The organism is Bradyrhizobium cytisi (assembly GCF_008123515.1).
Taxonomy (GTDB): Bacteria; Pseudomonadota; Alphaproteobacteria; order Rhizobiales; family Xanthobacteraceae; genus Bradyrhizobium; species Bradyrhizobium cytisi.
In genome coordinates this window covers 64,848-75,943 of record NZ_VSSR01000071.1, presented here as the reverse complement: position 1 = coordinate 75,943, position 11,096 = coordinate 64,848, and the positions used below count along the sequence as shown (strand labels likewise).

The 11,096-nt window shown below is 65.4% G+C and carries 11 protein-coding genes; 4 read left to right on the top strand and 7 right to left on the bottom strand.

Annotation, left to right across the window (positions count from 1 at the left end):
• Nucleotides 1-4: 4 nt before the first annotated feature.
• Entirely contained in the window at nucleotides 5-1,438 is a 1,434-nt protein-coding gene (locus tag FXB38_RS34980) for a PepSY domain-containing protein (RefSeq protein WP_148755495.1), read from the top strand.
• 1 nt (nucleotide 1,439) lies between these two features.
• Here FXB38_RS34980 and FXB38_RS34975 read toward each other — a convergent pair whose 3' ends face one another.
• On the bottom strand, nucleotides 1,440-2,807 hold the full coding sequence (locus FXB38_RS34975) for an amidase (RefSeq protein WP_148755494.1): 1,368 nt from the start codon (nucleotides 2,805-2,807) through the stop codon (nucleotides 1,440-1,442).
• Between the two features lie 132 nt (nucleotides 2,808-2,939).
• On the opposite strand from FXB38_RS34975, the gene FXB38_RS34970 reads away from it, so the two are divergent.
• On the top strand, nucleotides 2,940-3,275 hold the full coding sequence (locus FXB38_RS34970; RefSeq protein WP_187435352.1) for a hydroxyisourate hydrolase: 336 nt from the start codon (nucleotides 2,940-2,942) through the stop codon (nucleotides 3,273-3,275).
• Here the strand turns inward: FXB38_RS34970 and FXB38_RS34965 are convergent, their stop codons facing one another.
• The 6 genes from FXB38_RS34965 to FXB38_RS34940 all read right to left on the bottom strand — a co-directional run bounded on the left by FXB38_RS34965 (nucleotide 3,276) and on the right by FXB38_RS34940 (nucleotide 8,723).
• On the bottom strand, nucleotides 3,276-4,091 hold the full coding sequence (locus tag FXB38_RS34965; RefSeq protein ID WP_187435351.1) for an ABC transporter permease: 816 nt from the start codon (nucleotides 4,089-4,091) through the stop codon (nucleotides 3,276-3,278).
• Nucleotides 4,091-4,954, bottom strand: a complete 864-nt coding sequence (locus FXB38_RS34960; protein WP_148755491.1) for an ABC transporter permease — start codon at nucleotides 4,952-4,954, stop codon at nucleotides 4,091-4,093. Before FXB38_RS34960 ends, FXB38_RS34965 begins: the two co-directional genes overlap by 1 nt.
• A gap of 4 nt (nucleotides 4,955-4,958) precedes the next feature.
• Complete coding sequence (locus FXB38_RS34955) at nucleotides 4,959-6,005, bottom strand: ABC transporter substrate-binding protein (protein WP_148755490.1); 1,047 nt, start codon at nucleotides 6,003-6,005, stop codon at nucleotides 4,959-4,961.
• Between the two features lie 29 nt (nucleotides 6,006-6,034).
• Complete coding sequence (locus FXB38_RS34950) at nucleotides 6,035-7,129, bottom strand: ABC transporter ATP-binding protein (protein WP_148755489.1); 1,095 nt, start codon at nucleotides 7,127-7,129, stop codon at nucleotides 6,035-6,037.
• Between the two features lie 107 nt (nucleotides 7,130-7,236).
• Complete coding sequence (locus tag FXB38_RS34945; protein WP_148755488.1) at nucleotides 7,237-7,989, bottom strand: aspartate/glutamate racemase family protein; 753 nt, start codon at nucleotides 7,987-7,989, stop codon at nucleotides 7,237-7,239.
• Nucleotides 7,986-8,723, bottom strand: coding sequence for a GntR family transcriptional regulator (locus tag FXB38_RS34940; RefSeq protein ID WP_148755487.1), 738 nt, complete (start codon nucleotides 8,721-8,723; stop codon nucleotides 7,986-7,988). Before FXB38_RS34940 ends, FXB38_RS34945 begins: the two co-directional genes overlap by 4 nt.
• Nucleotides 8,724-8,902: 179 nt before the next feature.
• Between FXB38_RS34940 and FXB38_RS34935 the strand changes: the two genes are divergently transcribed.
• On the top strand, nucleotides 8,903-9,643 hold the full coding sequence (locus tag FXB38_RS34935; RefSeq protein ID WP_148755486.1) for a maleate cis-trans isomerase family protein: 741 nt from the start codon (nucleotides 8,903-8,905) through the stop codon (nucleotides 9,641-9,643).
• A gap of 26 nt (nucleotides 9,644-9,669) precedes the next feature.
• Entirely contained in the window at nucleotides 9,670-11,079 is a 1,410-nt protein-coding gene (hydA, locus tag FXB38_RS34930) for a dihydropyrimidinase (RefSeq protein ID WP_148755544.1), read from the top strand.
• Nucleotides 11,080-11,096 lie beyond the last annotated feature (17 nt).

Here is an 11,096-nt window from a genome sequence, read left to right as displayed (position 1 = left end):
CCACATGATGGGCGCGATCGTCCTCTCGCACCGCTGGCTCGGGATCGCGTTCTGCTTCCTGTTCGCGATGTGGTTTGCGAGCGGAATCGTGATGCACTTCGTTCCGTTTCCGTCGCTGACGGAGGCGGAGCGCTTTGCCGGGCTCGCGCCAGTTGAGCGCGCGCAGCCGGTCATGTCGGTGGCCGACGCGGTCGCCGCCAGTGGGATCGCGGACGCCACGCGTGTGCGCTTGATCCAGCGCAGCGACGGGCCGGTCTATGTGGTGTCGGGACCATCGCGTGTGCGGGCGGTTCATGCGTCCGATGGGGCCGATGCATCGGTGGAGTTTCCCGACGTCGCGCTCGCCATTGCGCAAGATCATGCTCGTCGACGTGGGCTCGATGCCGCAAACGCCACGATCGTGGCGCGTGCCGATTACGATCAATGGAGCGTCCCCAACGGTTTCGATCGCCATCGGCCTCTGTTTCGCGGCGCGCTCGGCGATGCGGCGGGAACGGAAATCTATGTCTCGTCGCGCACCGGCGAGGTTGTGCTCGACACGATCCGCAGCGAGCGCGGATGGAATTGGGTCGGCAGCGTCGTGCACTGGATCTATCCGACGGTGCTCAGGAGCAACTGGTCGCTGTGGGACCAGGTGGTCTCGACACTGTCGTTGGTGGCCTTGACGGCTGCGGTGCTGGGCGCAGTGCTCGGTGTCATCAGGATCAGGATCCGCGGGCGCCAGATCGCGTCGCCCTATCGCGGCTGGCACGCCCTGCATCACATCATCGGGCTCGTTTCGACCGTTTTCGTGCTGACCTGGATTTTCAGCGGCTGGCTCTCGATGGATCACGGCCGGCTGTTCTCGCGTGGGCAATTGACCCCGGCCGAGGCCGCCGTGACGAACGCCGTGCCGGACTGGCGCGCAGCTCCGTCGATCGATCAGCAGCCCATTTCCTCCCCGGTCCGTGAAATCGAATGGTTTGCCTTCAAGGGGAGCGTCTTTCGGCGCGATCGGACCGGCCTTAACAGCCAGACCTTGACCAGGGCGGGCGAGCCGGCCCCGGCTCGGCAAGCGGCGTTCCTGACTGAGCAGGACTTCCTCAGCCTGACGACGCGCCTGGCGACAGGCTGCGGCGCGGCGTCCGTTGTCGCCTATAAGGATGACTATCCCGCGCAGTCCATCGTTCCCGGCGCGCCCGTCTACCGCGCCCGCTGCGGCGATCTCTGGTTCGACATCGACGGCGCCGATGGCAGCGTGCTGCAACGGCTGGATGCCTCGCGGCGAGCCTATCGTTGGCTCTATGGCGCGCTGCACACGCTCGACGTCCCTGTCCTGATGGCCCATCCGCGTCTGCGTGATGTCCTGATCGTCGGACTTTGCGCGCTTGGCCTGGTGTTCTCCGTCACGGGCATCGTGATCGGCTGGCGGCGTTTGCGGTCGACCTTCGTGACGTGACCTACGCCCGCAGCACCGCCTCGATATGTCGTGCGGCGCACAGCAACGTGCGGTCCTGCCCGCGCCGGGCGATGATCTGGAGGCCGAAAGGAAGCCCGGCCGTATCTCGCCCGCATGGGATCGAGATCGCCGGCAGCCGGGCGTGATTGACGAATGGTGTGAACACGGCGTGCCCGCGGGGGCTCGCCGGGCGGCCGCCGATCAGGTCGGGTCCGAGCTGGGTCAACGGCCAGGCGACACAGGGCACCGTCGGGGCCAGCAGCAGGTCGACTTCGATGAAGAAGGTCGCAAACGCATGGGCGATCGACGTGCTGGCGACCAGCGCCCGGGCAACATCGCTGCCTGACCAGGCGAGACCGCGTTCGACCTGCTTGGCGATGTCAGGATCGAAAGCGGTTGGATCCTTGCGAAAGGCATCGCCGTGGAGAGCGGCAAGGCCCACGTGCTGAAGCGGCATGATAGCGTCTTCCGTCGCACCCGGGGGCCAGACGGGATCGCGTTGTGCGACGGGTAAGCCTGCGGTGGCGAGACGCGCAACCGCGGAGGCGAGCCCATTTGCGACGACATCGTCGACTGCGACGTCGAGCCCGAGACGTGGCGAGAATGCGATGCGCAGGCTGGAGATGTCACTGGCATGTCGCGCGATGTTCGCTGAGTCCGGATCGCGCGGATCGTCGCCGGCCATGGCTTCGAACGCCAGGGCGATGTCGCCGACATCAATGGCGATCGGCGCGATGACGGACAGGCCGAAGAATGGCTCGACGAAACCGGGCCCATAGGGGATCGCGCCATAGGACGGCTTGAAGCCGGCGACGCCGACATGGGCCGGCGGCCTGCGGCTGGAGCCACCGGCATCGGTGCCGATCGCGAGCGGCACGAGGCCGGCTGCAACGGCCGCGGCGGGTCCGCCCGAAGAGCCGCCCGGCGTCAGTGCGGGATTCTGCGGATGCCGTGTCGGCCCAAACAGCGGCGAGGTGGTGACGCCCTTGCTGGCGAACTCGGATGTTGCCCCGATGCCGACGACAACGGCGCCTGCGCGGCGCAGCCGCTCGATCGCAATGGCATCCTGCGGCGCGATGAAATCGGCGAACAGGCGCGAGCCCTGCGTCACGCGCCAGCCGCCGACCCAAATATTGTCCTTGACGATGACGGGAACGCCGGCGAGCGGGACCGTCTCGCCAGCGCGCAAGCGAGCATCGACCGCTGCGGCATCGGCGAGTGTGCGCGCAGGATCAGTCGTGACGACCGCATTCAAGGTCTTCGCGGCGTCGATGCGGGCGAGGGCGGCCTTGACGGTCTCGACCGCGCTGATCCGTCCGGCGCTGACCTCGGCCGCAATCTCGCGCGCGCTATGTGCCGGATTTGTCATGGCCTCCCCGGATCAACGCCAGTGTGGCGCAGAGCGCGAGGCACGCTGCGCCGAACGCCGGCAGCAGTCCAGGCACTGGCCGAACCGCCGTGTTTCCGTCTACCATGGCGGCGCGCTCACGGGAGGAACATTGTGGCAGGCGGCATTTCCATTCACGCGGTCGATGTAGCGAGCGGATGTCCCGCGCGGGGGTTGCGCGTCGAGATCTGGCGGATTGATCCGGATTCGTCGCGGATCGCCGACGGGCGGCTCGGCGCCAACGGCGTGCTCGATCATCCAGTTACGCGCGGCGAAGGCGTCACGGCCGGCGAGTACGAGGTGCTGTTTCATTTCGGCGAGTTCTTCGCGGACAGCGACGGCTTCCTGACCGTGACGCCGTTCCGCTTCCGCATCCACAATGTCGACGACCATTTTCATCTGCCGCTGAAGTTTACGCGCTGGGGATATTCGCTGTTCCGCGGCGCCTGATCAGTTCGCCAAGCGCCGCGACAGGCCGGTGACGCGCTCCATGACAGCAACCAGCAGGACTGTGGCAATGATCAGCACGCTCGAAAGTGCTGCGATGGTGACATCGAGCTTGCCCTCGAGATCCTGCCACATCCGGATCGGCAGCATGTCGGTTGCGGCATCGCGCAGGAACAGCGAGACCGGCACGTTGTCGAAGGACGACATGAAGGCGATGAAGGCCCCGGCAATGATGCCCGGCCGGATCAGCGGCAGCACGATGCGCCGGAACGTATAGAGGCGGCTCGCGCCCAGCACTGCCGAGCTCTCCAGGAGCGTCGGCTCGAGCTGGGCAAGAGCCGCGACCGTATTGCGCACGACATAGGGCACGCAGACCACGGTGTGGCCGATCACCAGCGTCAGCGGCGACACCGGCAAGCCGACGAGCGAGAACAGCATCAGCGCAGCGAGACCGAATGCCAGCGCCGGCAGCACCAGCGGCGACATGAACAGGGAATCGAGCAGCCGCGCCGATAGCGTTTGCGACCGCGAGATCGCAAGTGCCGCGGCAACGCCAAGCACGATCGACAGGCCCGTTGCCCACAGCGCCACGATCAGGCTGTTCTTCGCCGCGAAATGGAGCTGCCAGGCGTTCCACAGTTCGGCGTACCAGCGCAACGAATAACCCGGCGGTGGGAACCGCAGCGAGAAGCCGCTGGTGAAGGAGACGATCAGGACCACCAGCGATGGTGCAATGATGATGACCAACGCGATGATCGCGATGACAGTCATGACAAATTCGAAGCTGATCGCTTCAAGAGTCCGTTTGCGTCCGCTCATCACGCCCCTCCATAGCCGCGCGACATGCGGCCGAGCGTGGTGAAGACGGAGACGACTGCGAGCACGGCGAGCAGGAAGATGATCGAGATCGCGGACGCAAACGGCCAGTTCTGCAGCGTGGACGCCTGCTGATAGAGATACATCGGCATGAACAGCATCTGCCCGCCGCCGATCAGCGACTGCGTGATGAAGGCGGTGATCGCAGCGGCATAGGTCAGCGTGCATCCGGCGATCACGCCGGGCAGCGACAGCGGCAGCACGATCCTGAAAAAGGTGCGCCAGCTCCCGGCGCCGAGCGAGCAGGAGGCGTCGTCGAGATTGGGATCGATCCTGCCGAGTGCGGTGATCAGCGGCAGTGTCATCAGTGGCATCTGCACCTGCGCCAGCGCGATCACCACGCCGAACTGGGTGTAGAGCAGTTTTAAGGGCGTATCGACGATGCCGAGCGATTGCAGCGTCGCATTGATGATGCCCTGGCGGCCCAGGATGACGATCCAGGCGAAGGTGCGGACCACGACGCTGGTCAGGAGCGGCAGCAGCACGATCAGGATGATGATTGTCTGCAGCCGTGGCCCGACCCGTTGGTAAAGCCAGGCGATCGGAAAACCGAGCACGAGGCAGACAGCAGTCACCTCGGCACCCAGCAGCAGCGTCGAGCCGAGCACGCTGAGGCTGAAGGGATCGGTCAGGAAGTGGAGATACTGGCCGAGCCCCCAATGGAGCCCGGCCGTGTCGTTGTGCAGCGAGAGCCAGAGCAGTTGCAGCAGCGGCGCCACGAAGAAGACCAGGAAGAACAGCGCCAGCGGCGCTGCCAATCCCATTCCGTAGGACGTCACGTCCCGTGATGCCGGTGCTGTGCCCATGGTGCTAGATCTTGATCTCGCGGTTGAAGCGCTCGATCCAGGCTGAGCGCTGCTCATTGATCTTCTTCCAGTCCTGGAACACGAATTTCTGCTTCAGCTCGGCCGTGTCCTTGGCGAGCACACGCGCGATCTCGCCGCCCATCGCCACCTTGGAATTGGTCGGCACGATCAGATAGGGCGAGTTCATCAGCGTGGTCTGCACCTCCGGGCTCAGCGATGCCTCGATCAGCTTGAAGGCGAGCTCGCGGTTGGGCGAGTTCTTGACGATATGGATCGTGGTCTTGAAGGCGATCGCGCCTTCCTTCGGCGCCACGAACTCGACCGGCACGCCGCGGGCTTTCAGGATCTGGATGGCGTTGAAATTGCCGGGTGAGATGTCGATCTGGCCCTGCTGGAACAGGGTGGCGAGCGCGCCGGGATTGGCGGCGACCGCGGCCAGATTGGGCTTCAGCTCTTCGAGCGCCTTGAAGGCGGGATCGACATTGGCCTCCGAGCCGCCGCGCATCTTGGCGATTTCGACCAGCCAGCCGGTGCCGAGCGTCGAATTTAGGTTGGTGATGCCGACGCGGCCCTTGAATTCCGGCTTCCACAGATCGGCCCAGGAGGTCGGCGGCGTCTTGATAGCCTCCGGATTGTAGGTGAGGCCGACGACCTGGAAGAATGGGGCGGGGCCCATCGGCTCCTGCGCTTCCGAGATCAGGTCCTTGAAATAGGCGCTCTTCTCGACCGGATAGGATTCTGCGAGATCCTGGCCAATCGCGACAAGCGCCGGACCGGGATCGTGCAGCATCACGTCGATCGGCGGATTGGCCTTGGCGGCATTGATCTTCGCGATCTGGTCGACCGACAGCATCGGATCGAGCACGATCGCCGCGTCCGCATTGGCTTTGCGGAACGCCGGCACCAGCACGGCCTTGTGCGCTTCCTCCCAGCTTCCGGTGAAGGTCGCAAACACCAGTGGGCGGGCCTGGGCGTAGCTCAGCTCGGGAAACGCCTTCATGGCGCCGAGGGTGAGTGCGGTGGTCATCAGGCTTCGGCGGTTGAGGATCATGTCGAACTCCCTGTGGACTATGACTGGATCTAAAGCGTTGCAGGAAAGGCGTTGGCGAGCGACGGGGCGAGCGGTGCAAGGCGCACCGCGGCACCGCTTTCCAGCGCGCGCGTCTCACCGATGCGCGCCTGGGAAATCTTGACGCCGGAGCCGTCGGCGGTCGTCACTTCGTGCACGACGGTGGCCCCCAGCGGCAGCGACATGCCGACCACGCCGGCAAAGCCCGTCTCGTCGCCGACGAATTGCAGATGCTCGGGGCGGATGCACACGGTGACGCGGCCGCCCTCGGTGAGAGTGCCGCCGGCCGGCCGCGCGATGATCTCCGCGCCGGCATCGAGCCGCACCTTTGCAGCCGTGCGGTCCGCGGATACCACGACGCCCGGCATGCGGTTGCTGGAGCCGACAAAGGTGTTGACGAACAAGGTCTGCGGACGGTCATAGACGTCCGACGGCGATCCGAACTGCTCGAGCTTGCCATGGCTCAGCACGGCGACACGGTCGGCCATCGATAGTGCCTCTTCCTGGTCATGCGTCACGATCAGCGTCGTGATGCCGGAGACGCGCTGCAACCGCTTGACCTCGATCTGCATGTCGAGCCGCAGATTCTTGTCGAGCGCGGCAAAGGGCTCGTCGAGCAGCAGGGTCGACGGCTTGATCGCGAGCGCACGGGCGAGCGCGACACGCTGCTGTTGGCCACCGGAGAGTTGCCGGGGTAGCCGCTCCGCCATTGCGGGTAACTGCACGAGTTCGAGCAGCCGCTGCGCCTCACGCTGGCGCGACGCCTTGTCGACGCCGCGGGCGGCGAGGCCATAGCCGACATTTTCGCTGATCGAGAGGTGCGGAAACAGCGCGTAGTTCTGGAACACGATGCCGACGGCGCGGCGGTTGGGCGGCAGCGCATCGACGATGTGATCGCCGATGATGATCCGCCCCTGGGTCTGTGCAATGAAGCCGGCGATGATGCGCAGCAGTGTCGTCTTGCCGCAGCCGGAGGGCCCGAGAAGTGCGATGATCTCGCCGCCCTTGATGTCGAGATTGATGTTCTCGACGGCAAGCGCGCCGCTGTGATAGCGATGGGTTACCGCGTCGACGACGAGCGATCGCCCGCCTGGCGTATCAGCCATGGTGTTGCCTCCCGTTCTCCCCGGAAAGAAAGCAAGTCTCGTGCCCCAGTCTGCCGCCAGCCGTGCGATTGAAGACCGATCGTACCTCTCGCATCGTCAGACCCTTCTCATTCATTGTCGCGATGCTCGAGCCGGGCGGCGAGCACCTCGGCAAGGCCAATGGTTGGCTTGGCAGCGGGCCTTCGGAACGTCCCTGCCGTAGCCTTGCGCAGGCGCAGCGCAACCAGCGCCTCGGCCTGCTTCACTGAGGCGACCACTTGATCAACCACAGGAACCGGGACGCGGTGGGCGACGCGCTCGGCAAGCCCCGAAAGCGGGGCGCCCGCAAAGATCAGGACGTCGGCCTCGTTCTCGTCGATCGCGCGTTGGGCGAGATCGACGAGCACATCCTCCTTTTCGGTGCCGACCTCCGAGATCGCTTGAAACGGCGTATCGAGCATTCGGATACCGGCGCAGCGCTCCCACAGCCCGTGGGCGCGGACGCATTCCTCGTACCAGGGCCCCAAGGCCCGTGCGAAAGTGACGATGGCAAAGCGGCGTCCGGCCATGCAGGCCGTGAGCATCGCTGCTTCCGCCATGCCGACCACGGGAATGTCAAAGGTCTCGCGTGCGGCGAACAGGCCGGGGTCACCGAAAGCCGCGATAATTGCGGCGTCGACGTTCCGCTGCTGCTCGGCCAGCATCTCCAGCGCGATGGCGCCGCCGATCTGGGCCTCGGTGCGCGTCGAGATATAGGGCACACCGCGCGTCGCGGTGCAGGGGATCAGCTCGGTGCCGGGGGATGCCGCGCGCTGTCCGACGCCCGCCATCAGCCGGGTGACCTCGATGCTGGTGTTCGGGTTGAGCAGCAGAAGCTTCATGATTGCGACGCCGTCCGCCTGGGTTGGGATTTGGCGAGGACTTCGAGCAGCGCCGTCCCGGTGCGTGCGACATGAGCGCCGAGCAGGCGGCCGGCGGCCTCGCCGTTGCGCGCCTCGAGCGCCGCAAGGATAGCGGCGTGCTCCTCGACCGAATTGCTCCAGCGGCGGTCGGCACCGAGTGCGAGGTAGCGCGCGCGCTCGGCGCGGGAGATCAGCATCACATGCGCCTCGCGCAGCGGCTTGTTGCGGGCCATACGGACGATGGTGTTGTGGATCTCGCCGTTGATGGCGAAGTAGTCGTCGAGCTTGCCGTTACGGTGATGACCCTCCATCCGGGTCTGAAGCGTGCGCAAGCGGGCAAGGTCGCGCTCGGTGGCACGCTCCGCGGCGAGCTCTGCGGCAAGTCGCTCGATGCCGGCCAGCGCCTCGAACAATTCCGAGATGCCGTCGACCGCGATATCGGCGATGCGCGGGCTGCGGTTGGGACGGAGCTCGATCAATCCTTCGGCGGCGAGCACCTTCATCGCCTCGCGCAAAGGGGTGCGCGATACGCCCAGCTCTTTCGACAGCTTTGTCTCCTGGGTCTGCGATCCCGGCGGCAGCTCGCCGCGAATGATCATCGTCCGCATCCGCGTGGCGGCGCGCTCATGCAAGCCCGTCCTCTTGAGCTTGGGCGATTTTCGTCCGGGGCTTGGTTCGGATTTCTGCTGCACGCGGGCTTCCTGCCTGCGCATGACCCTATCCACTCCCCACCAAATGCGGTGCCCAAATTGGCGACGTATGTGGCTCAAAACAATTGCATATCGAATAAATTGTATGCAGCATGCAGATTGCGGCTTGCGCAGCGCGATGCCGGCAAGGATGATCTTTCGAGGGGCGCAATCGCGCCTTCGCAATGGAGCGTCCGTGATCGATGTCAGTCCTGCGCAAGCGTCTCGGCATGATCACGCCGTCCTCCAATTCGGTACTGGAGCCCGTCACCAGCGTCATGCTGCAGGGCATCGACGGCGTTACCGCCCATTTCTCCCGTTTCCGCGTCACCGAGATCGCGCTCGACGTGGCAGCGCTGAGCCAGTTCGATGCATCGGTGATGCTGCCGGCCGCTGACCTGCTGGCCGATGCCAAGGTCGACGCCATCGCCTGGAACGGTACGTCGGCGAGCTGGCTCGGCATCGGCCGCGACAGGGGCCTTTGCGACGCGATCACGGCGCGCACCGGCGTGCCGGCAACGACCTCGACGCTGGCCTGCATCGATGCCGTCCGCGCACTTCGAGCCAAACGTATCGGCCTGGTCTCACCCTATAGCGATGACGTGCAGCGGCGGATTGGCGAGGTCTGGGCCGAGGAGGGCATCGCGCCACACGCCGAGCGTCACCTCGGCTTACGCGATAACTTCGCCTTTGGCGAGGTCGCGTCCGCGGTGATCGCCAACATGATCCGCGTGGTGGCGGCGGAGGGCGCCGACGCCGTCGTCATCCTCTGCACCAATCTCGACGGTGCCGCGCTTGCGGCCTCGCTCGAGCAGGAGCTGAATATCGTTGTGCTTGACTCCGTTGCAGTCACGCTGTGGCGAAGCCTCAGCCTCGCCGGCGGCGACATCGCGACCCTTATGTCGTGGGGGCGGATATTCCAGACAATGCCGATCATCAAGTGACGGAGACGCAAGTGCTTCAAGGTCAAGTGACGCAGCTCGATCTCGCCATTCGCGGCGGCACCATCGTGACGGCCAGCGACGAGTTTCGCGCCGATGTCGGCATTCGCGACGGCCAGATCGTCGCCATCGCCGACAGCATTGAAGGTGCGGCACGCGAGATCGACGCGTCGGGGCTGCTGGCGCTGCCGGGCGGGATCGACAGCCACGTCCACATCTCTCAAGCCCAGGGCCCCGACGTCGTGATGGCCGACGATTTCGCCTCGGCGACGCGCGCAGCCGCAGCCGGCGGGAACACCATGGTGCTGCCCTTCGCGCTCCAGGAGAAGGGGACGTCGCTACGGACCTGCGTGGAGAACTACCGTAATCTCGCGGAGGGCGAGTGCTACATCGACACCGCCTTCCACCTCATCATCTCCGATCCGACCGCGGTCGTGCTCGGCCAGGAACTGCCGGCGCTGGTCAAGGACGGTTATACCTCGTTCAAGGTGTTCATGACCTATGACGACCTCGTGCTCAGCGACAAGCAGCTGCTCGAGGTCTTCGATGTCGCACGCCGCGAGGAGGCGCTGGTGATGGTCCATTGCGAGGGCTATGACGCCATCCGCTTCCTCACCACGAAGCTCGAACGCGAGGGCCACATCGCGCCTTATTATCATGGCAGCTCGCGGCCTCAGGCCGTCGAACGCGAGGCGACGCATCGCGCCATCAGCCATGCCGAGGTGATCGGCGTCCCCATCATGATCGTCCACGTCTCCGGGCGCGAGGCGATGGAGCAGATACGGTGGGCCCAGCAGCGCGGCCTGCCGGTGCATGCCGAAACCTGCCCGCAATACATTACGCTCACGGCCGACGACATGAAGGGCCTGAACATGGACATCTCAGGAGCCAAATATGTCTGCTCGCCGCCGCCGCGCGATGCCGAGAGCCAGCAGGCGATCTGGGAAGGCATCACCACCGGGGTGTTTCAGACCTTCTCGTCCGACCACTGCCCGTTCCGCTACGACGATCCCAAGGGCAAGCTGACGCCGAATGCCCGCACCTCGTTCCGCTGGGTGCCGAATGGCATCCCCGGCATCGAGACGCGACTGCCGATCCTGTTCTCCGAGGGCGTCTCGAAGGGGAGGATCACGCTGCAGAAGTTTGTCGAGCTGACCGCGACCAACCACGCCCGCATCTACGGGCTCTATCCGCGCAAGGGCTCGATCGGAATCGGCTTCGACGCCGATATCGTGCTATGGGACCCGAAGCTCAAGAAGCCGATCCGGCAGGTCGATCTGCACCACGGCTCCGACTACACGCCCTGGGAAGGCTTTGACGTCACCGGCTGGCCTGTCACCACAATCGCGCGGGGCCGGGTCGTGTACGAGCAGGGCAGGATCGTCGGCGATAAGGGCGCGGGCGAGCGGCAAGTCGAGCCTGGTGTGACGGGAAGATGATGCCGTGGCGCGCTTTG

What these genes read in the sequence shown, in the direction of transcription:
- FXB38_RS34980 (WP_148755495.1), top strand. Translation starts at nt 5, where the DNA reads ATGATGGGCGCGATCGTCCTCTCGCACCGCTGGCTCGGGATCGCGTTC.
- FXB38_RS34975 (WP_148755494.1), bottom strand. Translation starts at nt 2,807, where the DNA reads ATGACAAATCCGGCACATAGCGCGCGCGAGATTGCGGCCGAGGTCAGC.
- FXB38_RS34965 (WP_187435351.1), bottom strand. Translation starts at nt 4,091, where the DNA reads ATGAGCGGACGCAAACGGACTCTTGAAGCGATCAGCTTCGAATTTGTC.
- FXB38_RS34960 (WP_148755491.1), bottom strand. Translation starts at nt 4,954, where the DNA reads ATGGGCACAGCACCGGCATCACGGGACGTGACGTCCTACGGAATGGGA.
- FXB38_RS34955 (WP_148755490.1), bottom strand. Translation starts at nt 6,005, where the DNA reads ATGATCCTCAACCGCCGAAGCCTGATGACCACCGCACTCACCCTCGGC.
- FXB38_RS34950 (WP_148755489.1), bottom strand. Translation starts at nt 7,129, where the DNA reads ATGGCTGATACGCCAGGCGGGCGATCGCTCGTCGTCGACGCGGTAACC.
- FXB38_RS34945 (WP_148755488.1), bottom strand. Translation starts at nt 7,989, where the DNA reads ATGAAGCTTCTGCTGCTCAACCCGAACACCAGCATCGAGGTCACCCGG.
- FXB38_RS34940 (WP_148755487.1), bottom strand. Translation starts at nt 8,723, where the DNA reads ATGCGCAGGCAGGAAGCCCGCGTGCAGCAGAAATCCGAACCAAGCCCC.
- FXB38_RS34935 (WP_148755486.1), top strand. Translation starts at nt 8,903, where the DNA reads ATGTCAGTCCTGCGCAAGCGTCTCGGCATGATCACGCCGTCCTCCAAT.